This window comes from Modestobacter lacusdianchii (assembly GCF_054177765.1).
On sequence record NZ_JBJJTJ010000011.1, the window covers coordinates 38811 to 65181 of the forward strand.

Annotated in this window: 26 protein-coding genes; 7 read left to right on the top strand and 19 right to left on the bottom strand. The window is 76.4% G+C overall.

Features of this window, described 5'->3' with window-relative positions; translation table 11 throughout:
* Positions 1–102: 102 nt before the first annotated feature.
* Positions 103–2781 carry a putative bifunctional diguanylate cyclase/phosphodiesterase gene (locus ACJTNH_RS10115; RefSeq protein ID WP_458175175.1) on the top strand — a complete coding sequence of 893 codons (2679 nt, stop codon included), beginning with the start codon at positions 103–105 and terminating at the stop codon, positions 2779–2781.
* Here the strand turns inward: ACJTNH_RS10115 and menD are convergent.
* Together menD and ACJTNH_RS10125 are read right to left on the bottom strand one after the other, a co-directional pair.
* A complete protein-coding gene (menD, locus tag ACJTNH_RS10120; protein WP_458175177.1) occupies positions 2778–4562 on the bottom strand; it encodes a 2-succinyl-5-enolpyruvyl-6-hydroxy-3-cyclohexene-1-carboxylic-acid synthase in 1785 nt (594 codons plus the stop codon). The genes ACJTNH_RS10115 and menD overlap by 4 nt on opposite strands.
* On the bottom strand, positions 4559–5518 hold the full coding sequence (locus tag ACJTNH_RS10125) for an o-succinylbenzoate synthase (protein WP_458175179.1): 960 nt from the start codon (positions 5516–5518) through the stop codon (positions 4559–4561). Before ACJTNH_RS10125 ends, menD begins: the two co-directional genes overlap by 4 nt.
* A 115-nt stretch (positions 5519–5633) precedes the next feature.
* On the opposite strand from ACJTNH_RS10125, the gene ACJTNH_RS10130 reads away from it, so the two are divergent.
* The 4 genes from ACJTNH_RS10130 to ACJTNH_RS10145 are packed head-to-tail and all read left to right on the top strand — an operon-like array spanning position 5634 to position 8966.
* Positions 5634–6329, top strand: coding sequence for a CDP-alcohol phosphatidyltransferase family protein (locus ACJTNH_RS10130; RefSeq protein ID WP_458175181.1), 696 nt, complete (start codon positions 5634–5636; stop codon positions 6327–6329).
* The gene (locus tag ACJTNH_RS10135) at positions 6322–6879 is read left to right on the top strand and encodes a hypothetical protein (RefSeq protein ID WP_458175183.1); all 558 of its coding nucleotides are present in this window, start codon (positions 6322–6324) and stop codon (positions 6877–6879) included. The genes ACJTNH_RS10130 and ACJTNH_RS10135 overlap by 8 nt, the downstream gene beginning before the upstream one ends.
* 45 nt (positions 6880–6924) lie before the next feature.
* Positions 6925–8097 (top strand): o-succinylbenzoate--CoA ligase, encoded by a 1173-nt coding sequence (gene menE / locus ACJTNH_RS10140; protein WP_458175185.1) that lies wholly within the window; start codon positions 6925–6927, stop codon positions 8095–8097.
* On the top strand, positions 8097–8966 hold the full coding sequence (locus ACJTNH_RS10145) for a 1,4-dihydroxy-2-naphthoate polyprenyltransferase (RefSeq protein ID WP_458175187.1): 870 nt from the start codon (positions 8097–8099) through the stop codon (positions 8964–8966). The genes menE and ACJTNH_RS10145 overlap by 1 nt, the downstream gene beginning before the upstream one ends.
* A 131-nt stretch (positions 8967–9097) precedes the next feature.
* Here ACJTNH_RS10145 and ACJTNH_RS10150 read toward each other — a convergent pair whose 3' ends face one another.
* Both ACJTNH_RS10150 and ACJTNH_RS10155 read right to left on the bottom strand, forming a co-directional pair.
* Entirely contained in the window at positions 9098–9421 is a 324-nt protein-coding gene (locus tag ACJTNH_RS10150) for a DUF4229 domain-containing protein (protein WP_458175189.1), read from the bottom strand.
* The gene (locus tag ACJTNH_RS10155) at positions 9414–9842 is read right to left on the bottom strand and encodes an Lrp/AsnC family transcriptional regulator (RefSeq protein WP_458175191.1); all 429 of its coding nucleotides are present in this window, start codon (positions 9840–9842) and stop codon (positions 9414–9416) included. The genes ACJTNH_RS10150 and ACJTNH_RS10155 overlap by 8 nt, the downstream gene beginning before the upstream one ends.
* Before the next feature lie 155 nt (positions 9843–9997).
* Here ACJTNH_RS10155 and ACJTNH_RS10160 point away from each other — a divergent pair, with 155 nt between their 5' ends.
* Entirely contained in the window at positions 9998–10231 is a 234-nt protein-coding gene (locus ACJTNH_RS10160; protein ID WP_299952469.1) for a hypothetical protein, read from the top strand.
* Positions 10232–10401: 170 nt separating this feature from the next.
* On the opposite strand, the gene ACJTNH_RS10165 is transcribed toward ACJTNH_RS10160, so the two are convergent.
* The 15 genes from ACJTNH_RS10165 to ACJTNH_RS10235 form a co-directional block, all read right to left on the bottom strand.
* Positions 10402–10737: a hypothetical protein gene (locus ACJTNH_RS10165; RefSeq protein WP_458175193.1), complete on the bottom strand. Its 336-nt coding sequence runs from the start codon at positions 10735–10737 to the stop codon at positions 10402–10404.
* A gap of 167 nt (positions 10738–10904) precedes the next feature.
* A complete protein-coding gene (gene ccsB, locus ACJTNH_RS10170; RefSeq protein ID WP_458175195.1) occupies positions 10905–11876 on the bottom strand; it encodes a c-type cytochrome biogenesis protein CcsB in 972 nt (323 codons plus the stop codon).
* Entirely contained in the window at positions 11873–13495 is a 1623-nt protein-coding gene (gene resB / locus ACJTNH_RS10175; protein WP_458175197.1) for a cytochrome c biogenesis protein ResB, read from the bottom strand. The genes ccsB and resB overlap by 4 nt, the downstream gene beginning before the upstream one ends.
* Positions 13492–14325, bottom strand: coding sequence for a cytochrome c biogenesis CcdA family protein (locus tag ACJTNH_RS10180; protein WP_458175199.1), 834 nt, complete (start codon positions 14323–14325; stop codon positions 13492–13494). Before ACJTNH_RS10180 ends, resB begins: the two co-directional genes overlap by 4 nt.
* Before the next feature lie 3 nt (positions 14326–14328).
* Positions 14329–14904 (bottom strand): TlpA family protein disulfide reductase, encoded by a 576-nt coding sequence (locus ACJTNH_RS10185; protein ID WP_458175201.1) that lies wholly within the window; start codon positions 14902–14904, stop codon positions 14329–14331.
* Positions 14897–15568, bottom strand: a complete 672-nt coding sequence (locus tag ACJTNH_RS10190) for a histidine phosphatase family protein (RefSeq protein ID WP_458175203.1) — start codon at positions 15566–15568, stop codon at positions 14897–14899. Before ACJTNH_RS10190 ends, ACJTNH_RS10185 begins: the two co-directional genes overlap by 8 nt.
* Positions 15565–16932: a glutamate-1-semialdehyde 2,1-aminomutase gene (gene hemL, locus ACJTNH_RS10195; RefSeq protein ID WP_458175205.1), complete on the bottom strand. Its 1368-nt coding sequence runs from the start codon at positions 16930–16932 to the stop codon at positions 15565–15567. The genes ACJTNH_RS10190 and hemL overlap by 4 nt, the downstream gene beginning before the upstream one ends.
* Positions 16929–17423, bottom strand: a complete 495-nt coding sequence (locus tag ACJTNH_RS10200) for a hypothetical protein (RefSeq protein ID WP_458175207.1) — start codon at positions 17421–17423, stop codon at positions 16929–16931. Before ACJTNH_RS10200 ends, hemL begins: the two co-directional genes overlap by 4 nt.
* A 140-nt stretch (positions 17424–17563) precedes the next feature.
* Positions 17564–18562 (bottom strand): porphobilinogen synthase, encoded by a 999-nt coding sequence (gene hemB / locus ACJTNH_RS10205; protein ID WP_458175209.1) that lies wholly within the window; start codon positions 18560–18562, stop codon positions 17564–17566.
* Positions 18559–20118, bottom strand: coding sequence for a uroporphyrinogen-III synthase (locus ACJTNH_RS10210; RefSeq protein ID WP_458175211.1), 1560 nt, complete (start codon positions 20116–20118; stop codon positions 18559–18561). The genes hemB and ACJTNH_RS10210 overlap by 4 nt, the downstream gene beginning before the upstream one ends.
* Before the next feature lie 115 nt (positions 20119–20233).
* Positions 20234–21172, bottom strand: a complete 939-nt coding sequence (hemC, locus tag ACJTNH_RS10215; RefSeq protein WP_458175213.1) for a hydroxymethylbilane synthase — start codon at positions 21170–21172, stop codon at positions 20234–20236.
* A complete protein-coding gene (locus ACJTNH_RS10220; RefSeq protein WP_458175215.1) occupies positions 21169–22566 on the bottom strand; it encodes a glutamyl-tRNA reductase in 1398 nt (465 codons plus the stop codon). Before ACJTNH_RS10220 ends, hemC begins: the two co-directional genes overlap by 4 nt.
* On the bottom strand, positions 22563–23255 hold the full coding sequence (locus ACJTNH_RS10225; protein WP_458175217.1) for a redox-sensing transcriptional repressor Rex: 693 nt from the start codon (positions 23253–23255) through the stop codon (positions 22563–22565). The genes ACJTNH_RS10220 and ACJTNH_RS10225 overlap by 4 nt, the downstream gene beginning before the upstream one ends.
* Positions 23256–23462: 207 nt before the next feature.
* A complete protein-coding gene (locus ACJTNH_RS10230) occupies positions 23463–23717 on the bottom strand; it encodes a glutaredoxin family protein (RefSeq protein WP_458175219.1) in 255 nt (84 codons plus the stop codon).
* Positions 23710–25359, bottom strand: coding sequence for a class I adenylate-forming enzyme family protein (locus tag ACJTNH_RS10235; protein ID WP_458175221.1), 1650 nt, complete (start codon positions 25357–25359; stop codon positions 23710–23712). The genes ACJTNH_RS10230 and ACJTNH_RS10235 overlap by 8 nt, the downstream gene beginning before the upstream one ends.
* Positions 25360–25742: 383 nt before the next feature.
* Between ACJTNH_RS10235 and ACJTNH_RS10240 the strand changes: the two genes are divergently transcribed.
* Positions 25743–26309 (top strand): sigma-70 family RNA polymerase sigma factor, encoded by a 567-nt coding sequence (locus ACJTNH_RS10240; RefSeq protein ID WP_458175223.1) that lies wholly within the window; start codon positions 25743–25745, stop codon positions 26307–26309.
* The last annotated feature ends 62 nt before the right edge of the window (positions 26310–26371 follow it).

A 26371-nucleotide genomic window follows, 5' to 3' on the forward strand; every position in this document is an offset into this window, starting at 1 on the left:
GGACGGGGTGGACGGACCGGCGGATGACCCGGTCAGGTGAAGACAGCGCGTCGATGTTCCGAAACGCTCCAGGTCAGCATCACCGACCGAGGGACCCAGGACATGGCCAGCTGGACGGCGCACCACCGCGGCAGGACCGTCGCCACCGCGTGGCTGCTGCTCGCCGCCGTCCTGGTCTCGGTGGTCGTCGTGACCGACGGGACGACGTTCGCCTCCGTCACCTACCAGGTCGTCACCGTCGGGGCCGCCGTCGCCGCCTGGGTCGGGGTGCGGCGCCGCTCGGCCGGCCGCGCCGGCCGCTGGTTCGCCGCCACCGTCACCCTCAACGCGGTCGGCGACGTGGTCTGGCAGGTGCAGTCCTGGGTCGCGGGCAGCGCACCGGACGTGTCGCTGGGCGACCCGGCCTACCTCGCCTCCTACGTCGCCCTGGGCATCGCGCTCACGCTGTACGCCCGCGACGACGACGCCGGCGACCGGGCGCGGTTCCACTCGCTGCTCGACGGCGCCGCCGTGCTCGTGGTCGCCCTCCTCGTCGTCTGGCAGAGCTCGGTGCAGTCCACCCTGACCGACGACACCCTGCCGCTCCTCACCAAGGTCGCCTGGGCGGCGTACCCGGTGCTGGACGCGGTGGCCCTCGGGCTCGTCGTCCGCGGGGTGGTGCTGCGCTCGCAGCTCACCCGGCCCGCCCTGCTGCTGGGCCTCGGCACGGCGGCGTGGCTGGGCTCGGACATGGCCTGGCTGCTGCTGGCCTCCGCGGAGACCGTCAGCGGCTGGCTGGACGCCGGCTGGCTGGTCGGGGCGCTGCTGCTGGCGGCCGTGCCGTGGGCGACGCGGCAGGGCCCCGCCGGGCGGGCGCGGGAGTCGTCGGACACGGTCGTCGGTCGGGTGCGGATGGTCCTGGCGTTCCTGCCGCTGCTGGTCCCCGGCGCGTTCGAGGTGCGGGCGTGGCTGACGGGCACCGACATCGACCCGCTCCCCGGCCTGCTCGCCACCGTCACGCTGACCGCCCTGATGGTCGTCCGTGCCCAGCGGCTGCTCTCCGACAGCGCCCGCGCCCGGGCGCTGGTGGACTCCCAGGCCCGGCGGTTCGAGGCGCTGGCCGTCAACTCCTCGGACGCCGTGGTGGTCGTCGACCTGGCCGGCCGGCTCACCGCCGACTCCACCACGCTCACCGACATGCTCGGCCGGCCGGCGTCGGCCGGGTGCTCGCTGCCCGACCTGCTGGGCGGGCTGGGCATCGACCCGGCCGACGTGCGCGCGGTGCTGGACCGGGCCGGCTCCGTGCCGGGTGAGCCGGTGGAGCTCGAGCTGCGTGGCGGACACCCCCGCGGCGGGGTGGTGTGGCTGGGCGGCCGGGCGGTGGACCTGCTCAGCGACCCGGACGTCGGCGGGATCGTGGTCGGCGTGTACGACATCACCGCCCGCAAGGAGGCCGAGCAGGAGCTGGCCCACCAGGCCTTCTACGACGGCCTGACCGGGCTGGCCAACCGCTCGCTGTTCCTCGACCACACCGAGCAGGCGCTGCGCCGGGCGGGCCGCAACGGCACCGCCCCGATCGTGCTCTGCCTGGACCTCGACGGCTTCAAGGACGTCAACGACAGCCTCGGCCACCTCGCCGGCGACGAGCTGCTGCGGACGGTCGCCGGCCGGCTGCTCGGCGTGGTCCGCGCCGCGGACACCGTCTCCCGGCTGGGCGGCGACGAGTTCGCCGTGCTCGTCGACGACACCCGCGGCGGGCTGCCGGCCGCCGCCTCGCTGGCCGAACGGCTGCTGCGGGTGATCGGCGAGCCGGTGGACCTGGGCGGCCACCGGGTGACCGTCGGCGCGAGCATCGGCATCGTCGCCGCCGAACCCGAGGCCACCCCACTGTCGCTGTTCCGGGACGCCGACATCGCCATGTACCGGGCCAAGGCCGCCGGCCGCGCCACCTGGGTGGTCTTCGACCCGGAGATGCGCGCCGCCGCGCTGGAGCGGATCGAGCTGGAGCGGGAGCTGGGCGGGGCGCTGGCCGCCGGCCAGCTGCGGCTGGTCTACCAGCCGGTCGTGGACCTGCAGACCGAACGGGTCGTCGGGTTCGAGGCCCTGCTGCGCTGGCAGCACCCCACGCTGGGCGCGATCGGGCCGGACCGGTTCGTCCCGGTCGCCGAGGACTCCGGCCACATCGTGCCGATCGGCCGCTGGGTGCTGGCCGAGGCCACCCGCACCGCCGCCCGGTGGCAGCGCGCGCACCCCGGGTCGCCGCCGCTGTCGATGGCGGTGAACGTCTCCGCGCGGCAGCTGGCCGGCGGCACGCTGGTCGAGCAGGTCGCCGAGGCGCTGACCGCCAGCGGCATCGCGCCGTCCTCACTGGTGCTGGAGGTGACCGAGACGGCGCTGGTCACCGACCCGGACGCGGTGGCCGAGCGGCTGTCGGAGCTGCGCGCCCTGGGCACCCGGCTGGCGCTGGACGACTTCGGCACCGGCTACTCGTCGCTGAGCTACCTGCGGCAGTTCGACGTGGACGTGCTCAAGATCGACCGCTCCTTCGTCGGCCTGCTCGACGAGGCCGGCGCGGACGCCGCGATCGTGCACGGCCTGGTCCAGCTGGGCCGCACGCTGGGGCTGGAGGTCGTCGCCGAGGGCGTGGAGACCGGCGCCCAGCGCGACCTGCTGCGCGCCGAGCGCTGCGACCTGGCCCAGGGCTGGCTGTTCGCCAAGCCGCTGGAGGCCGCGGAGGCCGAGCAGCTGCTGCAGTCCCAGGCGGCCCCGGCGACCGACCTGCGCCCGCTCGCCCAGAGCTAGGGCTGCAGCTCGGCCAGCGCCGCCGCGGCAGCCTCGCGCAGCCGCACCGCCAGCGCGGCCTCGGCCGCGGCGTCGGTGCGGACGACGACCACCCGCGGCCCGCCTGCGCCGAGCGCCGCCACCAGCTGCGCGGCGTCGCTGACCGCGGTCGCCGCCCAGCCCAGCGACCGGGCCACCGCGACCAGGTCGCGGCCGTGCGGCGTGCCGAACACCCGCTGGTAGCTGGCCGCGTACTGCGGCTGCCCCGGCTCCAGCTGGGCGAAGATCCCGCCCCCGTCGTTGTCCGGGACGACGACGGTGAGGTCCGGCCGCGGCTCGCCGGAGCCGGGCAGCAGCCCGGTCAGGTCGTGCAGGAAGGTCAGGTCGCCCATCAGCGCGAACGCCGGGCCGCCACCGGCGCCCTGGTGGGCCAGCGCCGCACCGACCGCGGTGGAGATCGTGCCGTCGATCCCGGCGACGCCCCGGTTGGCCAGCACGGTCAACCCCGGGCGCGGGACGGCGAGCCGGTCGACGTCACGCACCGGCGTCGAGGAGCCGAGCACCAGCAGCGCCCCGGCGGGCAGCGTGGCGACCAGGTCGCGGGCCAGCCGCGCGGCGGTCAGCCCCCGGCCGGCGTGCTCGTCGAGCTCGGCGTCCACCGCCCGGCCCACCCGGGCGGCCGCGTCGGCCCAGGCCGCGGCCCAGCCCCCGGCCACCGAACCCGCCGCCGGACGCGGGCCCACCTCGCGCAGCGCCAGGCCCGGGTCGAGCTGCGCGCTGCCGACCACGCTGCTCCCCCGCCCCGGGTCGGCCCAGCGCGGCGTCGGGCCGTAGGTCTCCACGCTCACCGCCGGGTCGCCCAGCAGCGCGTTGACCGGCCGGGACAGCGTCGGCCGGCCGACCACCACGACCCGGTCGGGGCGGTGCGCGGCCAGCCAGTCAGCGGCGCCCAGCAGCAGCGCCGGCCCGCGGAGCGCACCGGCGGCACCCCAGGCGCCGCTGCTCGGCTCGGCCAGCACCGGCCAGCCGCGCTGGTCGGCGACGACCGCCGCAGCCCGCCCGACCGCGGACGGCGCATCGCCGGCGACCAGCAGCGTGCGGGCGCCCCCGGCCGGGTCGACGCCGGTCAGCGGGGCGCTGCGCCGGGCGCTGCCGTCGGTGACCGCCGTGGTCCACGGCGCCCCGCCCGGCCGGCCGGCGAACTCCCCCGCGGGCAGCGCCGGCCGGACGCCGGGCGCGGCGTCGGTGGGCATCAGCGGTTCGCGCAGGGCCAGGTTGAGGTGCACCGGGCCCGGGTCACCGGACAGCTCGCCGCGGGCGACCAGCAGCGCCTTGGCCACCACCGACCGCCAGTACCGGTTCTGCGCGGCCTCCCGGCCGGGCTCGGGCACCCCGACGTCCAGCGCCCAGCGCACCGCGCCGCCGTAGAGCCCGACCTGGTCGATCGTCTGGTTCGCGCCGGTGGCCCGCAGCTCCGGCGGCCGGTCGGCGGTGAGCGCGAGCAGCGGCACCCCGCTCTCGTGCGCCTCCAGCACCGCCGCGTGCAGGTGCGCGGTCGCCGTCCCGGAGGTGGTGAGCACCGGCACCGGGCGGCCGGCGGACTTGGCCAGCCCCAGCGCCAGGAAGGACGCCGTCCGCTCGTCGATCCGCACGTGCAGCCGCAGCCGGCCGGCCACCTCGGCGTCGGCCAGCGCCAGCGCCACCGGTGCCGACCGCGAGCCGGGCGCGACGACCGCGTCGGTGACGCCGCCGCGGACCAGCTCGTCGACCAGCACCCGGGCGAAGGCGGTGCTCGGGTTCACCGGGCCTGCACCGCCGCCAGCCGGGCGCGCCAGCGCTGCTGGGTGTCCGGGTCGGCGGCCACCTCGGCCAGCCGGTCGGGCACCGGACGCACCACCGGCAGCGCACCGTCGACCGGCAGCAGCGGCTCGCTGGTCACGTCGCCGGTGAACAGCGCCACGGTGGCCAGCCCGCAGGCGAACGGCAGCTCCGGCAGCGCCGCGGCCAGCGCGACCCCGGCGGCGATGCCGACCGAGCTCTCCAGCGCGGAGGAGACCACGCAGGGCAGCCCGTGCGCCTCGGCCACCGCGAGCGCGGCCCGCACCCCACCCAGCGGCTGCACCTTGAGCACCACCACGTCGGCGGCCTCGCGCAGGTCGACCCGCAGCGGGTCGGCGGCGCGGCGGACCACCTCGTCGGCGGCGATCCGGACGTCGACCCGCCGGCGCACCGCGGCCAGCTCCTCGACGGTCGCGCAGGGCTGCTCGACGTACTCCAGGCCGGCCCGGTCCAGCGCGGTGATCCGGCGGACCGCGGTGTCGACGTCCCAGGCGGTGTTCGCGTCGACCCGGATCGCGCCGTCCGGCCCGAGCGCGTCGCGCACCGCCTCCACCCGCGCCTCGTCCTCGGCCTCGGACTGCCCGGGCTCGGCCACCTTCACCTTCGCCGTGCGGCAACCCGACGCGGCCACGATCGCGTGCGCCTGCGCCGGCCCCACCGCAGGCACCGTCACGTTCACCGGCACCGCCGCGCGCACCGGGTCGGGCCAGCCCAGGACGGCGGCCTCGTGCGCGCTCCGCCACCACCGGCGGCTCTCGGCGACGTCGTAGTCCCAGAACGGGGAGAACTCGCCCCAGCCGGCCGGGCCCTGCACCAGCACGCCGTCGCGGGTGTCGATGCCGCGGAAGCGGGTGCGCATCGGCACCGACCAGACGTGCGCCGCCAGCGGGTCGACGGCGTCGGACGGGGCGGTGACCACGGACGACAGCCTAGGCGCGGTCCGGCGGACACCCGGCGACGCTGCTGGTGCGCCGACCGGGCGCCGCCTAGCGTGCAGTCCGCGCCGTCCGGCGCCCGAGAACCCGGAGGTCACCGTGGCCCACTCGACGGCCCCACGGACCGTCCCCGCCGACCGCAGCCCCCGCGGTCCCGGGCTGCCGGTGCGCTGCGGCGTGCGCGGGTGCGCCTGCGAGGACCCGCGGCAGCTGCTCAACGCCGCCAACGTGGTCACCGTCGTCCGCACGGTCGCCTCGCTGGCGCTGGTGGCCACCGCCGCCGTGCAGCACTCCTGGCCCTGGCTGCTGGCCGGCTACCTGACCTACTGGATCGGCGACTCCGCCGACGGCAACATCGCCCGCTGGCGCGACCAGGAGACCCGCTTCGGCGCCGTCTTCGACGTGGTCTGCGACCGGGTCAACTGCGTGAGCTGCGCGATCGTGTTCCTCCAGTTCGTCGACGCACCCTGGCCGATCGCGGTGTTCCTGTTCCAGTTCGTGGTGGTCGACCTGCCGTTGACGCTGCTGCCGATGCGCTGGCCGGTGCTCTCGCCGAACTACTTCTTCCTGATCGACCGGCTCGCCTACACGCTCAACTGGCACGTGGTCGCCAAGGTCACCAACACCACCCTGCTGATCACCCTGCTGGTGGTGCTGCCCGACCAGCAGTGGGTCGCCCTGGTCGCCGCGTCGACCGTGCTGGCGATCAAGATCTGGTCGCTGGGCCGGGTGCTGCGCCTGCAGGTCCCGACGGACACGCCGCACGTGCCGCAGGGCGCCGCCACCCGTGCCTGACGCCGGCACGATCGGCCTGATCGCGCTCGGCCTGGTGGTCGGCGCGGTCTCCGCCGTCACCCCGTTCCTCCCGGTCGAGGCCTACGTGATCGGCCTGGCCGTCGCCGAGTCCCCGCCCGTGGCGGTCGCCGGTGCGGTCGCCGCGGCCATCGGCCAGACCGTGGGCAAGGTCGTGCTGTTCACCGCGGCCCGGGGGGCGGCCACCTCCCGGTGGTCGCAGAAGCTGCGCGACCGCGGCGCCCAGGAGGCCGCGGAGATCGCCGCCGCCGAGGAGGCCGGGGAGCCGCCACCGGGTGGACCGGTGAAGCGGGCGCTGCGGCCGGTGGGGCGCTGGCTCACGCGGGTCAACGCCGTCGGCATCCGGCTGCTGAGCGGCCGCTGGGGCCCGGGCGTGGTGCTGCTCAGCGGGTCGGTCGGCATCCCGCCGCTGCTGGCGATCGCCTTCTACGCGGGCACCTCGAAGATGAGCCTGCGGGCGTTCGTCGTCACCTGCCTGGCCGGGCGCGCCATCCGGTTCGTCGTCCTCGCGCTGGTGCCCGACCTGTTCTGAGCTGCGTCCGACCTGTTCGGGGAGGCCGCCGTAGCCTGACTCCTCGTGCACCGCCAGCTGACCCTCGTGGCCGCGCCGCCGCCCGAGGCGGCCGCGGCGGTGCTGACCACCGTGTGGCCGGCGCTGCGCCACGCCCTGGACGGTGCGGCGCCGCTGGCCGTGCTGCCCGCCGGCACCGGCCCGGCCGACACCGCCCGCGCCGTGCTGGCACCCGACCACCCGCTGGAGCCCGGCACCGACCTGGTCGTGGTGACCTCCGGGTCGACCGGCACCGGCAAGGGCGTGCTGCTGTCCGCCGCCGCGCTGCGGGCCTCGGCCACCGCCACCCTCGACCGGCTGGGCGGCCCGGGCAGCTGGCTGCTGGCGCTGCCGACCTCGGCGATCGGCGGGCTGCAGGTGCTCGTGCGCAGCGCGCTGGCCGGCCGGGAGCCCGCCGTCCTCACCCGCGGCTCGACCCTGGCCGAGGCCGCCGGCCGGCTGCCGGCCGGGGACCGCCGGTACACCGCGCTGGTGCCCACCCAGCTGCGCCGGTACCTCACCGACGAGCCGGAGGTGCTCGCCTCCTTCGACGGCGTGCTGGTCGGCGGCGCCGCCACCGACCCCGGCCTGCTGGACGACGCCCGGGCGGCCGGGGTGCGGGTGCTCCAGACCTACGGGATGAGCGAGACCGCCGGTGGCTGCGTCTACGACGGCGTGCCGCTGGCCGGGGTGTCGGTGCGGGTGGCCGAGGGCGTCGAGCTGGCCGGCCCGGTGCTGGCGCACGGCTACCGGCGCGACCCGGCCGGCACCGCCGCCGCGTTCGTCGACGGCTGGTTCCGCACCCGGGACGCCGGCGCGGTGGACGGCGGCCGGCTCACCGTGCACGGCCGGCTGGACGACGTGCTGATCAGCGGCGGGGTCAACGTCGCCCCGCAGGCGGTCGAGGCGGTGCTGCGCGAGCACCCCGCGGTCGCCGACGCCGTGGTCACCGGGCTGCCCGACCCGGAGTGGGGCCAGCGGGTGGTCGCGGCCGTCGTCGCCGCCCCCGGTGCGGTGCCCGAGCTGGCCGGGCTGCGGCCATGGGTGGCCGCCCGCCTCGGTGCGGCCGCGGCGCCCCGGGAGCTCGTGCTGATCGGCGCCGTCCCGACCCTGCACACCGGCAAGCCCGACCGCCGGGCGGTCGCCGCCCTGCTCATCGAACGCACGACCACCGGACGCACGCCGAAGGGAACCGACTGATGGCCACCCCCGCCCAGTGGCTGGAGGGGGCGCGCCCCCGCACGCTGCCCGCCGCGCTCGCGCCGGTGCTCGTCGGCACCGGCGCCGCCGCCGCGCTCGACGGCTTCCGGCTGCTGCCGGCGCTGCTCGCCCTGGTCGTCGCGCTGGCGCTGCAGGTGGCGGTCAACTACGCCAACGACTTCTCCGACGGCAAGCGCGGCACCGACGCCGACCGGGTCGGCCCGATGCGGCTGGTCGGCTCCGGGGCGGCCACCCCGCGGCAGGTGCTGGTCGCGGCGCTGCTGTCGTTCGCGGTGGCCGGCCTGGCGGGGCTCGCGCTGGCGGCGGTGTCCAGCTGGTGGCTGGTCGCGGTGGGTGCGGTGAGCATCCTGGCCGCCTGGACCTACACCGGCGGGCCGATCCCCTACGGCTACCGGGCGCTGGGCGAGGTGTTCGTCTTCGTGTTCTTCGGCCTGGTGGCCGTCGTCGGGACGACGTTCGCCCAGACCGAGTCGCTGGACGGGCTGGCCTTCGCCGCCGCGGTGCCGATCGGGCTGTGCTCGGTGGCGCTGCTGGTGGTCAACAACCTGCGCGACGTGCACGGCGACGCCGCCGTCGGCAAGCGCACCCTGGCCGTGCTGCTCGGCGAGGCACGCACCCGGGTGTTCTTCACCGGGCTGCTGGTGGTCGCCTTCGCCGTGGTGGTCGCGATCGGCGTGGCCCGGCCGTGGGCGCTGCTCGCGCTGCTGGCCGCGCCGCTGGCGGTCCCACCGGTGCGCACCGTCCTCGGCGGCGGCCGGGGCCCGGTGCTGATCGGCGCGCTCAAGGCCACCGGCCAGGTCACCCTGGCCACCGGCGTCCTCCTCGGCCTCGGCCTCGCCCTCAGTTAGGCCCCGTCCCGGGGCCCGCCCTGAGCGTGCGAAGGGTGGGGAGGACGGGGTCCTTCGTCCCGCTGCCCTCGGCCCCGCTGCAGGGCCCCGCCGCGTGCGGAGCGCGTGGCGGGGGGCAGCGGGGTCCTTCCTCAGTCGGGGTCGGTGCCGCGGAGCTCGGCGCGCAGCGCCTCCTTGCGCTCGGCGCGGAGCACCAGCGCGTTGGTCAGCTGCTGGCGCACCCGGCCCAGCGCCAGGTAGGAGACCGGCATCGCCAGCAGCACGCCGAAGAGGAAACCCGGGGTGCCGGGCAGCCCGAGCACCCACAGCAGCGCGACCAGCGCGGCGGCGATCGCCAGCCGGCCCAGGGTGTAGAGCGCCAGCCACTGCGCCACCTTCGGCTCACCCGTCGCCCCGCCCGCGGGCGCGGTCGCCCCGGTCGCGTTGCCCTGCGGTGCCCTGTCCTGCTCAGCCACGACGGCCCTCCCACTTGGTCGAGAGGACGACGGTGGTGCGGGTGCGCGCCACCCCTCTGATCCGGTTCAACGCGCTGATGGTGTCCTCGAGTGCCCGGATGTCGGGGACGCGCACCTTGAGCACGTACCCCTCGCTCCCGGCGACCCGCCAGCAGTCCTCGACCGAGGGCAGCTCGCCCAGGGCCTCCTCCAGGCCGGTGTCGTCGACCTGGTCGCTCTCAATCACCCCGACCAGGGCCGTGACCCCCAGGCCCACCGCGGCCGGGTCGACGACCGCGCGGTAGCCGGTGATGACCCCGGCAGCCTCGAGCTTGCCGATCCGCTCGTGCACCGAGGGCGCCGAGAGGCCGACCTGCCGCGCCAGCTCGGCGTAGCTGGCCCGGCCGTTGGCCCGCAGCAGGCTGATCAACTGCTCGTCCACCGCGTCGATGACGGCCTCCGGTCTGGTCTGCGGGTGCGCCGACGACGCCCGGTCGTGGCGGTGCTGGGACGGGTCCGGCCCCCGTGGGGCGAGATCACCGGGTCCGAGTATCGCCGCGGTCGTACATTGGGAGGCGACGAGGGGGGGGTGGCCTGATGGTCTTCCTGGTGATGCTGGTGATCGCGGTGGCCGTGGTCGTGCTGGTGATGCGGGCGGCGTCCGCGCAGGGCGGCGGTCCCGGGGGTGTCGACCGGCCCGGTCGCCCGCCGCGGCCGACGCGTCCGCCCCGTGGGCAGCGCCCCACCCGGCCGGTGGCGCCGGACGACGACCCGGAGTTCCTGCGCGAGCTCGAACGGCGCACCCGCCGGGACGACGGCAGCCTGAGCTGACCGCCGGCCCCCGAGGGGGCCGCTCCCGACGGACGACGAGCCGTCAGCCCTCCCTGGGCTGACGGCTCGTGGCGTCTCGTGGCCGGGCTGTGCGCCGACTGTGCTCCACCAGGTGCTCCGGCCAGGCCCGGCGCCCGGCCCGGTCCCCGGTCGGCCGGTGGCCGCGCCGGCTACGCGGCGGTGGTCTCCTGGGCCGGGTCGGTGGTCGCCGGGGCGCCGCCACCGAACAGGCGTCGCCAGCCGAGCTTGCGCCGGGCCGGCCGTGTCTCGGCGCCGGCCCGGGCGTCGGCCGGCTGGTCGGCCGCGGTGCGGGCGGCGTCCTCGGTGCCGGCGGCGTCCTCGGTGCCGGCGGGCCAGCCGAGGCCGGTGCCCTCGCCGGGCTCACCCGGCCAGCCGAGGCCGCCCGGCTGCCCGTCGGAGGCCCGGGGTGCACCGGCCAGGTGCCGCGGCTCCCCCGGCTCGACGGTCGCCGACTGCTGCAGCGCGGCTGCGACGAGCGGGTGCACACCGGCCCCGTCGCCGGCCGCGTGCCTACCCACGGTGATCCCCACGGCGCTCGGTCATGCGGTCAGGATGCCACGATCCGCATGCCACGGGCGAGCCGCGGACGTACCGCACGGTGTCGTTTCACCCGTGCGTGACGGTCAGTGAGCGGCCGGGTCGCCCGGTCGGGTCAGCTGACCCCGCCGTAGCTGTGCAGCCCGGTGGAGACCAGGTTGACGAACAGCAGGTTGAAGATCATCACGACCAGCCCGACTACGTTCACCCACGCCGACGGGCGACCGCGCCACCCCGAGGTCGTCCGGGCGTGCAGGTAGGCGGCGTAGACCACCCACGCGATGAACGCCCAGGTCTCCTTCGGGTCCCAGCCCCAGAAGCGGCCCCAGGCGCTCTCCGCCCAGATCGCGCCGGCGATGACGGCGAAGGTCCAGATCGGGAAGCCGAACACCGCGGTGCGGTGCGCGGTGCGGTCCAGCGCCGCGGCCGAGGGCAGCCGGTCCAGCAGCGAGGACCCGCCGGCGACCTCCCCGGTGGCGACGCGCTCGTCGTGCCGGGAGCGCAGCAGGAACAGCAGGCTCGCGATGCCGCTGACGAAGAAGATGCCGAAGCCCAGCGTCGCGGTGCTGACGTGCACGGCCAGCCACGACGAGCGGAGCGCGGCGACCAGCGGGCCGGTCTCGACGTAGAGGAAGAGCCCGATGAGCACCATGGAGAGCACCACGGGGCCGAGCACGAAGACGCCGATGTGCCGCAGGGCCGGCGCGCGGACGGCGAGCACGCCGTAGGCGACCACGGCCACCAGCACGACGGCGGTGGAGAACTCGTACATGTTGCCCCACGGCAACCGGTCGGCGGCCAGCCCGCGGCAGACCAGCACCGCCGTGTGGGTGAGCGCGCCCAGGCCGGTGAGCACCATCGCCACCAGACCCAGCCGGCGGGCACGGGCCGGTTCGGCCGCTGCGGCGTCCGGCCCGGCGACGGTCGCGCCGTCCGCGGGCGCGCCGCCGGCGGCGACCAGCTGGCGCGCACGTGCCGGGCGGCCGAAGGCCAGCTCGGCGCAGAAGGCGACCACCGCGAGGGAGTACAGCGCGACGGTGATGGAGAAGAACGTGTCGGACAGCGTGGCCAGCGACTCGTCGATCACGACGGCGGTGCCTCCTCGGCGGACGGGCTGGATGCGGGTGCGCGAGCCGCCAGGGCGGTGCGCAGGTCGTCGGTGAGCGCGGCGAACCGTGGCCCGGTGTCGGCGCTGCCCCGGGTCAGCGAGCCGATCGAGAGCACGGTACCCCCGCCGTCGGGCGCCGGGCCGACGCGGGCGAAGACCCGCTCGCGACGCACCAGCAGCATGCCCAGCAGGCCGACCAGCACGGCGATCGAGGCACCGAGCACCCAGACCTGGCCGGGGTCGTGCGAGACCTGCAGCGCGGCGAACTGCTGGTACCCGCTGAAGGTGACCACCGTGCCGTCGGGCAGCGTCAGCGACTCCCCCACCACCAGGTTCGCCCGGGCCTGCTCGGTCAGCGAGCCGCGGTCGATCAGCCGCTGGTCGAGTGAGTAGACCGACTGCGCCAGCCCGGAGTCCAGGCCCAGGTAGCCGGTGTAGACGATGATCCCGACCTGCGGGTCCAGCGGCCGGGGGTCGACCGAGGTGACCACCCCGGCCTGCAGCACACCGGTGGGGGCGAAGAAGCCCTCGATGGCCAGCTGGTCGGTGCGGCCCGCGCCCAGGTCGGGGAGCTTCAGCACGCCCTGGCTGAGCATCGTGCCCTGGTCGGCCGGGAGGAACGGCGCGGACAGGTCGGAGAACGTCGTCCCGTCGGGCAGGGTGACGCTGAACTCCGGGCTGTAGCCGTGGCCGGTGACGTACACCCGGTCGCCGTCGACCCGCAGCGGGTCGTTGACGCCGATCGTGGTGTCCACCGGTTCGCCGCCGTCCAGCTCGTAGGTGAGGTCGGCGGTGTAGGAGGCGGCGGTGAGGTCGTCCTCGTACTCGGCCCGGAAGTCGGCCAGGTCGACGCAGAGCGGCGAGAGCTCGGCGCTGTCGACCAGCGGGCCGGCGGAGTAGGTGTCGTACTGCTGGAAGGCGTTGCAGAAGCCCTGGCCCTCGGTGACCAGGATGCTGCCCTCGTAGCCCCACATCTTCCCGCCGGCCAGGCCGAGCAGCAGGGCGAGCAGCGACAGGTGGAAGAGCACGTTGCCGGTCTCGCGCAGGTAGCCCTTCTCCGCCGACACCTCCGGACCGGACCTCCCGTCCCGGCGGGCCACCCGGAACCGGCGGACCCGCAGCTCCTCCTCCACCGCGTCGAGCGCGGCCGGGCCGGCCAGCGGGGTGGGCAGCTCGGCGTGCTCGGGCAGCCGGTGCAGGTGCCGGGGGGCCATCGGCGGCGGCGCGGTCAGCGAGCGGGCGTGCTCCAGCGCCCGGGGCAGCACGCAGCCGATCAGCGAGATGAACAGCAGCAGGTAGATCGCGGCGAACCACGGCGAGCTGAAGACGTCGAACAGGAACAGCCGGTCCAGCCACGGCGCCAGCGTCGGGTGGTCGGCGAAGTACTGGGTGACGTTGCTCTGCGACAGGGAGCGCTGCGGCAGCAGCGAGCCCGGGATCGACGCGACGGCGAGCAGGAACAGCAGCACCAGTGCGGTGCGCATCGCGGTGAGCTGGCGCCACCAGCGCAGCAGCCGGGCCAGCACCCGGCGGCCGGGTGAGGGCGGGGACGGCGGGGTGGCCGGCGCGGCCGGCCGGGGCGGGGCGGTGGTGGTCACAGGAAGGACTCCCCCAGCCCGGCGGCGCCGATCCACGAGCGCAGCCACTGCATCATCTCGGTCCAGGCGCCGGTCACCAGCAGCAGGCCGACGGCGATGAGCACGAAGCCACCGACCCGGGTGACCGTGCGGGCGTTGCGGCGCAGGAACGACATCGCCCCGACCGCCCACCGGGCACCCAGCGCGACCAGCACGAACGGCACGCCCAGACCCAGGCAGTACGCGAGACCCAGGAACGCACCGCGCCCCACCGTCGCCTCGCTGAAGGCCAGGTTCTGCACGGCGGCCAGCGTCGGGCCCAGGCACGGCGTCCAGCCCAGGCCGAAGACGACGCCCAGCAGCGGCGCGCCGGCCAGGCCCACCGCGGGCCGCGCGGTGAGCCGGGCGGTGCGCTGGAGGAAGGGCAGCCAGCCCAGGAAGCCCAGCCCGACGACGACGGTGACCAGGCCCATCGCCCGGGTGATCACGTCGTTGTGCTCGAGCAGCAGCCGGCCCAGCCCGCCGACCGCGCTGCTGATCGCCACGAACACCACGGTGAAGCCGAGCACGAACAGCGACGCGCCGAGCACCATCCGGCCGCGCGGTGCGCGCTCGTCGACCGGCCGGACGGCGGTGGCCACGGTCGCCCCGCCTCCCCCGGCCGGGACGTCGGCGACCGGGGCGGTGCTCCGGGTGCCGCTGCCGACCAGGCCGGTGACGTAGGACAGGTAGCCGGGCACCAGCGGCAGCACGCACGGCGAGGCGAAGCTGATCAGCCCGGCGAGCGCGGCGACGGCCGCGGCGACCAGCAGCGGGCCGTCACCGATCAGCTCCCTGATCCCGTCGACCACGGCTCAGGCCTCCCCGGTCAGGGCGGCGAGCACCGATCGCAGGTCGTCCTGGCGCACCTCACCGGTGTACACCGCCGCGACCCGGCCGTCCGGGTCGAGCACGATCGTCGACGGGATGGCGTTGGCCGGGTAGTCGCGGAAGGCCAGCGCCACCTCACCGCGCGGGTCGTACAGCGAGGGGAAGGTGATCGCCTTGCTGTCCAGGAACGCCTGGGCCAGCTGCTCGCTGTCCTTGACGTTCAGGCCGAGGAACTGCACCCCCTCGTCCCGGACGTCGGCGTAGACCTCCTGGAACTCCGGCGTCTCCACCCGGCAGGGCGGGCACCAGGAGCCCCAGAAGTTCAGCACCGCCACGTCCCCGGACAGCTCCGCGGAGTCGAACCGGCCGCCGCCGAGCAGCTCGCCGGAGAACTCCGGGGCCGCGGCGCGCTCGTCCTCCGGGATGACCTCGCCGCTCGGGGTCGCCTCGACGAACCGGAACTCGCCGCCGTTGTTCACGTCCACCGCGTCGCCGCCGGTGGAGCACCCGGTGGCCAGCAGCGCCGCGGCCCCCAGAGCGGCCGCCAGCCGGCTACGCACCGGGCACCGCGTCGGGGTCGGTGGCGCCGGCCGGCTCGGCGTAGTCGATCCCGACCAGCCGGTCACCGTCGTAGGTCAGCGAGGTGACGCTGGCCAGGCCGCACTCGCGCCGGCGCGGGTCGTGCAGGTAACGGCGGCCCTCCAGGTGCAGCCGCACGGTCCAGATCGGCAGCTGGTGGCTCACGCACACCGCGGCGTGCCCGCGAGCGGCGTCCCGGGCGGTGGTGATCGCGCCGAGCATCCGGGCGGCGATCTCCCGGTACGGCTCGCCCCAGGACGGCGTCCACGGGTTGCGCAGCCGCCACCAGTTGGCCGGGTGGCGCAGCGCCCCGTCACCGACGCCGAAGGTCTTGCCCTCGAAGGAGTTGCCCGCCTCGATCAGCCGCTCGTCGGTGGCGATCTCCAGGCCGAGGGAGTCGGCGATCGGCCGCGCGGTCTGCTGGGCGCGCTCCAGCGGGCTGGCCACCAGGTGCGTGACGTCCCGGTCGGCGAACCAGGCGGCCGCGGTGCGGGCCATGCCCTCGCCGGCCTCGCTCAGCCGGTAGCCGGGCAGCCGGCCGTAGAGCACGCCGGCGGGGTTGTGCACCTCGCCGTGCCGCATCAGGTGGACGACGGTCCGTGAAGGGCCGAAGTCGCGATCTTGGCCCGGGGTCGGGTCGGTCACGGCTGCAGCTCCTGGGCGTCGGTGGAGACCGGCGAGGGCGCGGGGCCACCGGCGGCGGCCGCGGCGGCCTGCGCGGCGGCGGGCAGCGCGGCGAGCACGTGCTCCACCGCCTCGTCGTCCAGCGCAGCGCTGACGAACCACGCCTCGAACGCCGACGGCGGCAGGTACACCCCGCGGGCGAGCATGGCGTGGAAGAAGGCGGTGTGCGCGGCGACGTCCTGGGTGCGGGCGTCGGCGTAGTCGCGCACCTGCCGCTCGTCGGGCACGAAGAACACCGAGAACATCGACCCGGCCTGCTGCACCCGGTGCGGCACCCCGGCGGAGAAGAGCGCGGCACTGGCCGCGCCGCGCAGGGTGGCGGCGACCTGGTCGCAGTGCGCGTAGACGTCCTCGGTGCACAGCCGCAGCGTGGTGAGCCCGGCGGCGACGGCGACCGGGTTCCCGGCCAGCGTGCCGGCCTGGTAGACCGGGCCGGCCGGGGCCAGGTGGTCCATCACGTCGGCCCGGCCGCCGAAGGCCGCGGCCGGCATGCCGCCGCCCATGACCTTGCCGAAGGTGAACAGGTCGGCGTCCACCGGGTCGAGGCCGTACCAGCCGGCGCGGGACACCCGGAAGCCGGTCATCACCTCGTCGACCAGCAGCAGCGCGCCGTGCGCCGCGGTGATCCGGCGCAGCTGGGCGTTGAAGCCGTCCAGCGGCGGGACGACGCCCATGTTGCCCGGCGCGGCCTCGGTGACGACGACGGCGATCTGGTCACCGCGCTCGGCGAACACCGCCTCGACCGCGGCGACGTCGTTGTAGGGCAGCACGATCGTGTCGGCCGCGGCCCCGGTGGTGACGCCGGGGGTGTCGGGGAGCCCGAGCGTGGCGACGCCCGACCCGGCGGAGGCCAGCAGCGCGTCGACGTGGCCGTGGTAGCAGCCGGCGAACTTCACGACCAGCGGCCGGCCGGTGTACCCGCGGGCCAGCCGCACCGCCGACAGCACCGCCTCGGTGCCGGAGTTGACCAGCCGGACCCGCTCGACCGGGGCGACCCGGCCGGCGATCTCCTCGGCGAGCTCGGCCTCCGCGGCGGTGGGCGTGCCGAAGGTGAACCCGTTGCGCGCCGCGGCGGTGACGGCGGCGACGACCTCGGGGTGCGCGTGCCCGAGGATCATCGGCCCCCAGGAGGCGACGAGGTCGACGTAGCGGCGGCCGTCGGCGTCGGTCAGCCACGGCCCGGACGCGGAGGCCATGAACCGCGGGGTGCCCCCGACGGCCCGGAATGCGCGCACCGGGGAGTTGACGCCACCGGGCGTCACCCGGCCGGCCCGCTCGAACAGCTCTGCCGACACCGGGGCCTCGTACGGGTAGGGCTCAGTCACGGCCCCACTCTCCCAGGCCCGGCTGTGTCCGCGCCGCCGGCGGGGTGGGCGGTGAGCAGCGCCACGTCCAGCTCGCGCGGCGCACGGGTCGGGACGAGCACCGTCGTCCCGTCGGTGCGCCGCAGCGGCAGCCCGGCACGGCCCCGCGGCAGCGACCAGCCGCCGCCGAGCACGGGGGCCCCGGCGTCCACCCCGGCCGTGCCGGCACGGACCGCCTGCAGGTGCCCGGCGTCCACCGCGGTGAGCAGCACCCGCTCCCGGCCCACCCGCAGCGCGGCCTCGGGGCCACGTCCCTCCACCCGGACGGTCCACGTCCGGCGGGCCGCCAGGCAGCCGGCGGCCACCAGGCCCAGCACGAGCGCCACGACGGCCGCGACCACCAGACCGGGCACGCCCAGGGCCAGCGCGCCCACGGTCAGCACCGCCAGCGCGGCCGCGGTCAGCCAGAACGGCCGCCACGAGCCCCCGGGCTCGACGTAGGTCGCGTCCACGGTCCCTCCGCCCTCCACGGTGATGGGTCGGCCGCCCTCCAGGGGCCCGCGCCGAGCGTGCGAGGCGTGGGGGAAGGCCCCGTCCCGAGGCTCGCCCCGAGCGTGCGAGGGGTGCGGAGGGCGGGGTCCTTCCACCTTCGTCAGCGCAGCCAGCGGGCGGCCTCGACCGCCCAGTAGGTGAGCACCGAGCCGGCACCGGCCCGCCGGATCGCGGTGAGCGTCTCCAGGACAGCCCGTTCGCGGTCGATCCAGCCGTTGGCGGCGGCCGCCTCGACCATCGCGTACTCCCCGCTCACCTGGTAGGCGCTGACCGGGACGTCGACGGCGTCGGCCACCTTCGCCACGATGTCCAGGTACGGCCCGGCCGGCTTCACCATGACGGCGTCGGCGCCCTCGGCGAGGTCCTGCGCCACCTCGCGCAGCGCCTCGTCGGTGTTCGGCGGGTCCATCTGGTAGGTCGAGCGGTCGCCGAACTGCGGCACCCCCTCGGCTGCCTCGCGGAAGGGCCCGTAGAAGCCGGAGGCGTACTTCGCGGCGTAGGCCAGGATCGGCGTCTCGGTGAACGCGGCGCTGTCCAGCCCGGCGCGGATCGCCGCCACCTGGCCGTCCATCATGCCGCTGGGGGCGATGACGTGCGCTCCGGCCTGGGCCTGGGCGATCGCCACGGCGGCGTACCGGTCCAGCGTCGGGTCGTTGTCCACGACCCCTGCGGGAGTGACCACGCCGCAGTGCCCGTGGTCGGTGTACTCGCACAGGCACAGGTCGGCCATCAGCACCAGCTGGTCGCCGAGGTCGGCGCGCAGCTGCTGCAGGGCGACGTTGACGATGCCGTCGGCGGCGTCGGCCTGCGAGCCGACGGCGTCCTTCTCCGCCGGGATGCCGAACAGCATCAGCCCGCTGATCCCCGCCTCGGCCGCCTCGGCGGCGGCCTTCCGCAGCGAGTCCAGGGTGTGCTGGACGACGCCGGGCATCGAGGTGATCGGCACCGGCTCGGTGATGTCCTGCTTGACGAACACCGGCAGCACCAGGTCGGCCGGCGCGAGCCGGGTCTGCGCCGTCCACCGGCGCATCGCCGGGGTCGACCGGAGCCGGCGCCCCCGGGCGAAGCCCGGGTTCGCCCCGCCCTGGCCGGAGGTCACTTCGACTCCCCGGCCTCCGCCTCGGCCCGCCGGGCCTGGGCGAACTCGGCCAGCGCGTCGACCAGCGGCCCCACGGCCGCCGTCTCGGGCTGGACGTCGACCCGCAGACCGAACTCCGTGGCGCTGGCCGCGGTGGCCGGGCCGATCACCGAGACGACGGTGCGGGCGTGCGGCTTGCCGGCGATGCCGACCAGGTTGCGCACCGTGGAGGACGAGGTGAAGCAGACGGCGTCGAAGCCACCGCCCTTGATCGCCTCGCGCACGGCGGCCGGCGGCGGCGCAGCCCGGACGGTGCGGTAGGCGGTGACGTCGTCGATCTCCCAGCCGCGCTCCTTGAGCCCTGCGGCGAGGGTCTCGGTGGCGATGTCGGCGCGGGGCAGCAGCACCCGGTCGATCGGGTCGAACACGTCGTCGTACGGCGGGAAGTCGGCCAGCAGGCCCTCGCTGGACTGCTCCCCGGAGGGCACCAGCTCGGGCACGATGCCGAACTCGCGCACCGCGTCGGCGGTCTGCTGCCCGACGCAGGCGACCTTGACCCCGGCGAAGGCGCGCGCGTCCAGGCCGAGCTCGGTGAACTTCTCCCGCACCGCGCGGACGGCGTTGGTGGAGGTGAAGACGATCCAGCCGTAGCGACCGGTGACCAGGCCCTTGACGGCGCGGTCCATCTGGGCCGGGCTGCGCGGGGGCTCGACGGCGATGGTCGGCACCTCGACCGGCACGGCGCCGTAGGCGCGCAGTCGCTCGCTCATGTCGCCGGCCTGCTCCTTGGTGCGCGGCACCAGCACCCGCCAGCCGAACAGCGGCCGGCTCTCCCACCAGGAGAGCTTGGCGCGCTTGTCGACGGCCGCACCGACGGTGACCACGGCCGCGCCGCTGAGCGAGTCCAGCCCGGCGCTCTTCTCGGCGACCGCGGACAGCTTGGCGGCCACGCTCTTCTGCGCCGTCCCGGTGCCCTCGGTGGTGACCAGCACCGGGGTGTTGCCGGAGAGGCCGCCCTCGACCAGGCCGGCCGCCGTGCCGGCCAGCTGCTCGGCGTTGGCCTGCAGCACCAGCGGGCTGCCGGTGCCGGTCGCGGCGGCGGCCAGCGCCGCCAGGTCCACGGCGGCGTCGACCGCACGCAGGTCGGCGTGCACCGAGCCCGCGCCCAGCGGGACGCCGGCGTAGGCCGGCACCGCGGTGCCGACGGCGACGCCCGGGACGACGTCGAACGGCACGCTGGTGCGGGTGACGGCCAGCGCCTCCTTCACCACGGCGTCGCTGGTGAACGGGTCACCGGCGACCAGCCGGACGACGACCGAGCCGTTCTTGGCGGCGGCGACCGCGCCCTTGGCGACGTCGGCGGGCTCGCCGCTGACGGTGGTCAGCTCCAGGTCCGGGTGGGCCTCCTGCAGCGCCTCGCGCACGGCGGCGGAGACGTCCGGGTCGGCCAGCACCGTGTCGGCGCCGGCGATCGCGGCGCTGGCCCGGGCGGTCAGCAGCTCCGGGTCACCGGGCCCGGCGCCGACGAAGACGACCGTGCCCTTCCCGTTGCCGTTCTGCTTGCGTGAGCGCGTCATCGCGTGCTCCTGTTCCTGCCCCTGGTGGGGGTCGCTGCGGGTGGTACGGGACGAGTGGGGCGGGCGGCGCACCGGGCGCCGGCCGCGGGGTGGGGCCTCATCGGCACAGCGGAGCTCATCGGCCCAGCGCCATGAGGGTGGCGGCGCCGCGGTCGAGCAGCTCCTCGGCGAGCTGGCGGCCCAGCGCCTCGGCCTCCACGGCCGGCCCGGTGACCGAGCCCCGGACGCCGTCGCTGCCGTCGATCGCGGTGACCGAGGCCCGGAGGTAGAGCTCGGCGGTGCCGTCCTCGGCCTCGGCGAACTCGGCGTGCGCGGCGACCGGGGCGCTGCACCCGGCCTCCAGCGCAGCGAGCACCGAGCGCTCGGCGGCCACGCAGGCGCGGGCGGACGGGTCGTCGAGGGCGGCGAGCAGGTCGCGGACCCGGGTGTCGTCGGTGCGGCACTCGACGGCGAGTGCGCCCTGCGCCGGGGCCGGGAGCACCTGGATCGGGTCGAGCACCTCGGTGACCGCCGCCATCCGGTCGAGCCGGGCCAAGCCGGCCCGAGCCAGGACGACGGCGTCCAGCTCACCGGAGGTGACCTTGCCCATCCGGGTGTCGACGTTGCCGCGGATCGGCACGACGTCCAGCCCCAGCCCGAGGGCCCGCAGCTGCGCCATGCGGCGCGGTGCGCCGGTGCCCACCCGGGAGCCGGGGGGCAGCTCGCCGAGCGTGAGGCCGTCGCGGGCCACCAGCACGTCCCGCGGGTCCTGCCGCGGCGGGACGGCGGCCACGGTGAGCCCGGGGGCGGCCGCGGTCGGCAGGTCCTTGAAGCTGTGCACGGCCAGGTCGACGGTGCGGGCGTTCAGCGCGTCGCGCAGGGCGCTGACGAAGACGCCGGTGCCGCCGAGCTGGCTGATCGCCTCGGTCGAGCGGTCGCCGAAGGTGCTGACGTGCACCAGCTCGACGGGGACGCCGCTGGCCGCGGTCAGCGCATCGGCGACGTGCTGGGACTGGGTGAGCGCCAGCTGGCTGGCCCGGGTGCCCAGCCGCAGCGGGGCCTGCGCGGCGGTCACGGGGCACCGCCGTCGCGGGCGGCGTCGATCCGCGGGTCCAGCGCCGACAGCGGGGTGCCGGCCGGCAGCTGCGGGTCGACGGCGACGGCGTCGGAGAGGGTGGCCCGGTCGCCGTCCAGGCCGAGGCCGAACAGGGCGCGCAGGGCGTCGGCGTAGTCGGTGCCGCCGGGGGCGCCGGCCAGCTCCTTGACCCGCACGGTGGGCTCGTGCAGCAGCTTGTCGACCACCCGGCGCACGGTGCGGGCGATCTCGCTGCGCGCCTTCGCGTCCAGGTCCGGCAGCCGGGTGGACAGCCGCAGCAGCTCGGCGTCGACCACCTCGGCGGCCTGGCTGCGCAGCGCGGAGACGGTGGGGGCCACCGCGGCGGCCTGCCGCTCGGCGCGCAGCAGGGAGGTCTCCAGCTCGACCAGGGCGTGCGCGGCGGCGATGTCGTCGGCGGCCACCGACCCCTCGACCGGCCGGCCGGGGTGCGCGGCGCGCTCGCCCTGCAGCATCGCCAGGTCGACGACGTGCACGCCGGGCAGCGCGGCGACGCCCGGGTCGACGTCCCGGGGCAGGGCCAGGTCCACGATCGCCAGCGGCCGGCCGGCCCGGGCCGCCAGCGCGGTGCTGACCACGTCGGTGCCGATGACCGTGCCGGTGGCGCCGGTGCAGGTGACCAGCACGTCGGCCGCGGCGAGCTCCTGCGGCAGCTGCTCCAGGTCGGCCTGCCGGCCGCCGATGGCCTCGGCCAGCCGGGCGGCGCTGGCCGGCGTCCGGCTGCTGACGGTGACCGCGGCGCCGCGGCGGGCGAGCGTGGTCGCGGCCAGGGCGCCCATCGACCCGGCGCCGACGACCAGCACCGGGCGGCCGGACAGCTCGCCGAGGGCCTCGGTCACCCGGTCCAGGGCCACCGACACCAGGGAGGCCCCGGCCCGGTCGATGCCGGTCTCGGCGTGCACCCGCTTGCCGACCCGCAGCGCCCGCTGGGCGATCGGGTGCAGCTCGCGCCCGACCGTGCCCTCCTCCTGGGCCAGCGCGTAGGCCGCCCGGAGCTGGCCGAGCACCTGCGTCTCGCCCACGACCATCGAGTCCAGGCCCGCGGCGACGGTGCACAGGTGCCCGATCGCCTGGTCCTCGTAGTAGACGGTGACGTACGGGGAGAGCTCCTCCACCGTGGCCCCGGCGTGCCGGGCGAGCACCCGGCTGACGTCGGTGACCCCGCCGTGGAAGCGGTCGACCTCGGCGAAGACCTCGATGCGGTTGCAGGTGGCCAGCACGATGGCCTCGCTGACGTGGTCGCTGTCGACCAGCTCGTGCAGCGTCTTGACCTTGTCGTCGCCGGTCATGCTCACCTGCTCGAGCAGGGAGACCGGGGCGGTCTGGTGGCTGATGCCCACGGCGAGCAGGCTCATCGGAGCGCCCCCTGGGCAGTCGCCCGCACCGGGGCGAGCACCGGCGGGGCGCCGTCCCGCTGCTGGTCGAGGAACGCCAGCACCTGCAGCTCCACCGAGAGGTCCACCTTCCGGACGTCGACCCCGGCGGGGACCGACAACGCCACCGGCGCGAAGTTCAAGATGCTCCTCACCCCGGCCGCGACCAGGCGGTCGCAGACCGACTGGGCCACGTCGGCCGGTGTCGTGATGACCCCGATGGTCGCCTGGGTCTCGGCGACGAGGCCCTCCAGCTCGGCCACCGGGCGGACGGTCAGCCCACCCACCTGGTGCGCGACCGTGGCCGGGTCGGTGTCGAGCAGCCCGACGAACTGGAACCCGCGACTGGCGAACCCGCTGTAGTCGGCCAGTGCCGACCCCAGCCGGCCGATGCCGACCAGCACGCAGGCCCGGGAACGCTCCCCGCCCAGCGCCTCGGTGAGCCGGTCACGCAGGCCGGCCACGGAGTACCCGACGCCGCGCACCCCACACGGGCCCAGGTAGGACAGGTCCTTGCGCAGGCCGGCGGGGTTCACCCCGGCTGCGGAGGCGAGCTCTCCCGAGGAGACGTGACTGCGACCGCCGTCGGCGAGACCGGCCAGCACGCGCAGGTACACGGCCAGCCGGGCGACGGTGGCCTCCGGGACGATCCGGGGCCGCGACTCGGGCACGGGCAGACTCCACAGCGATCCGACCGCGACCGGCGGGAGCCGGGGACGACCGGGGGGACTCAGGGGCAGACGGGCGCATCGGCGCCCGGCAAACGCCACGGTAACCGCTTGTGAACGCCTGAACAAAGTCGCCGACCGCGTCTGCGCAGGTCGGCGGGGTCGGTTGTGGTGAGGACCACCCTGCCCGGCACCCGGACGGGTGGCCGGTCAGCTCGGGCCGGGCACCCCGAGGTCACGCCGCAGCCGGACGACGTCCACGGTGAAGTGGCTGTGCTCCCGGCCGTCCAGCAGCACGACCGGCACCCGGTCGCCGTACTCGACACGCAGCTCCAGGTCGGCGTCGACGTCCACCAGCTCGACGCCCAGACCCGCCTCCCCGGCGATCCTGGTCAGCGTCTCGGCCGCGACGACGCACAGGTGGCAGCCCGCCCGGGTGAGCAGCTGCAGGCGCTCCTCAGGCACCGGCGTCCTCCGTCCCGGTCGCGGCAGCGGCGGCCCGCTCCAGCCCCAGCTCGCGCAGCCGGGCCCGGCTGACCTTGCCGGCCAGCGAGTGCGGCAGCTCGGGCACGAAGTGCACGGCGACCGGCACCTTGAACCGGGCCAGCGACCGGCCCGCGTGCTCCCGCAGCTCGGCCTCGGTGACCTCGGCGCCCGGCGCCCGGACGACGACGGCGTGCACCGCCTCACCGGTCCGCTGGTCCGGGACGCCGATCACCGCGCTCTCGGCGATGCCCGGGTGCTCGGCCAGCACCCGCTCGACCTCGCCGGGGTAGACGTTGAACCCGCTGACCAGCACCAGGTCGCGACGCCGGTCGACCAGCTTCAGGTCGCCCGCGGCGTCCCGGTAGGCGATGTCACCGGTGAGCAGCCAGCCCTCGGCGTCCGGCCCGTCGGCGCCGTCGGGCCAGTAGCCGCTGAACAGGTTGGCACCGCGGACCCGGATCTCCCCGGCCTCCTCCTCGCCGTCGCCGTCCTCGTCGGCGAAGGGGTCGCCGAACACGTCGGCGCGCACCCGGCTGCCCGGGTCGGGGCCGGCGGTCGGCCCGCCGGCGGTGTCCTGCAGCACCAGCTCGATGCCGGGCAGCGGCCCGCCGATGCACTCGGGCTTGGCCCGGCCGGTGGCCAGGGTGCTGGCCAGCACCGGCGCCGCCTCGGTGAGGCCGTAGCCCTCCCAGACCGTCACCGCGGCGCGGGTGCGCATCGCCTCGAACAGCGCACCCGGCATGGGGGCGGCGCCGCAGCTGGCGGTGCGCACGGCGGCGAACCCGCGACGCAGCACGGCGTCGCTGCCGGCGGCGTCGGCCACCGCCAGCCAGGCCGCGTACATCGGCGGGGCCCCCGGCACCGCACTGACCTCCTCGGCCGCCATCAGCGCGAGCGTGGCGGCCGGGTCGAACTCCTCGACGACGACCGCGCAGGCCGCGGTGGCCGCGACCAGGCCCCAGCCGCTGTTGAGGCCGTAGACGTGGAACAACGGCAGCACCAGCAGCACCCGGTCCCCGGCCCGCACCGGCGGTGGGTCCAGGGCGAGCAGCTGCCGCTGGTTGGCCAGCAGGGCGCCGTGGGTGAGCATCGCGCCGCGGGGCCGGCCGGTGGTGCCGCTGGTGTAGGCCAGCAGGGCGAGGGCCGCGGGGTCGTCGGGGTCCGCCGGTGCCGGGCCGTCGGCCGCCGGTGGGCCGACGGCCACCGGGACACCGGCCAGCTCCGGCCGGACCGCCGCCACCACGAGCAGCCGGGCCCCGGAGTCGGTGAGCAGGTGCTCGACCTCGGGGTCGGTGAACGCGGTGTTGACCGGCACGACGACCAGCCCGGCGCGCAGCGCGCCCATCACCGCGACCACCCAGTCCACGCCGTTGGGCAGCTGGACGGCGACCCGGTCGCCGGCGGCCAGACCCCGGGCGGCGTACCCGGCGGCGGACCGGTCGACCAGCGCGTCGACCTCCGACCAGGTCAGCCGCCGCTGGCCGGCGACCAGGGCCGGGGAGCTGCCCGCCGTCCGCGCGGCCCGCCGGACCAGCGCGGAGAAGGTGCGCACCTCGCCGTCCGGCGCCCTGCCCACCTCGCCGTCCGGCGCCCTGCCGCCCGGCACGTCGTCGACCGGCACAGGTACCTCCGCGGGGCAGCGCCGTCTCGGACGGCAGGAACGTGGACGCAGCGGCACGATGGTGTCATCCGAGCCCGCGCGCCGCAGCCGCCCCACGCGCGCGCCCGGGCGGCAGGGACCGGACCGGCTGCCTCGGCGAGGCGGGAGGAGGTGCGGCCGGCATGACCCACCCCCGGCCCGCGGCCGGCACCGCTGCGCCGCCTCCGACGCCGGCCGCCGCCCGTCCGGGGTCACGTCCTCGCCTGGGCCCCCGCCCGCGTCCGGCGGCCGACGACAGCACCCCTCGCGAGGCTCGTGCTCTGCTGCCTCCCGGGCAGCAGAGCACGAGCTCCCGTGGGGGCCTGGTCCCGGTCGACCGTCGACAGGCCGCCACGCCCGTCGACGTGCCCGTCGTCCCTGCCGGGCAGGTGGACGTCTGGGAGCTGGTCCGCCGGGCCCAGGCCGGCGACCCCGAGGGGTTCGGCCGGCTGTACGACCGCTACGTCGGGGTGGTCTTCCGCTACCTGCTCCCCCGGGTCGCCGACCGGGCGACCGCGGAGGACCTCACCAGCGAGACGTTCGTGCGGGCGCTGCGCCGGATCGACACGCTGTCCGCCCAGGGCCGGGACGTCGGTGCCTGGCTGGTCACCATCGCCCGCAACCTCGTGCTGGACCACCTCAAGAGCGGCCGGTACCGGCTGGAGGTCAGCACCGCTGACATGCGGGAGGTCGACCGGGCCACCGACGGCCCGGAGGAGGCCGTGCTGCGCAGGCTGGCCTCCGCCGAGGTGCTCGCCGGGGTGCAGCAGCTGTCCGCCGACCAGCGCGAGTGCCTCGTGCTGAGGTTCCTGCACCAGCTGTCGGTGGCCGAGACGGCCGCGGTGATGGGCCGCAAGGACGGCGCGGTCAAGGCGCTGCAGCACCGGGCGGTGCGCCGGCTCGCAGCCCTCCTGCCCGACGGCCTCCGGTGACCGGGCCGCCACGCACCGCGGACGCGCCGACCGGCGGCCGGCGGGAGGACCAGCGAGGCTAG

Excerpts from the sequence above, each read along its gene's own strand:
- ACJTNH_RS10115 (WP_458175175.1), top strand. The coding sequence starts at position 103 with ATGGCCAGCTGGACGGCGCACCACCGCGGCAGGACCGTCGCCACCGCG.
- ACJTNH_RS10220 (WP_458175215.1), bottom strand. The coding sequence starts at position 22,566 with ATGAGCCTGCTCGCCGTGGGCATCAGCCACCAGACCGCCCCGGTCTCC.
- ACJTNH_RS10210 (WP_458175211.1), bottom strand. The coding sequence starts at position 20,118 with ATGACGCGCTCACGCAAGCAGAACGGCAACGGGAAGGGCACGGTCGTC.
- ACJTNH_RS10145 (WP_458175187.1), top strand. The coding sequence starts at position 8,097 with ATGGCCACCCCCGCCCAGTGGCTGGAGGGGGCGCGCCCCCGCACGCTG.
- ACJTNH_RS10160 (WP_299952469.1), top strand. The coding sequence starts at position 9,998 with ATGGTCTTCCTGGTGATGCTGGTGATCGCGGTGGCCGTGGTCGTGCTG.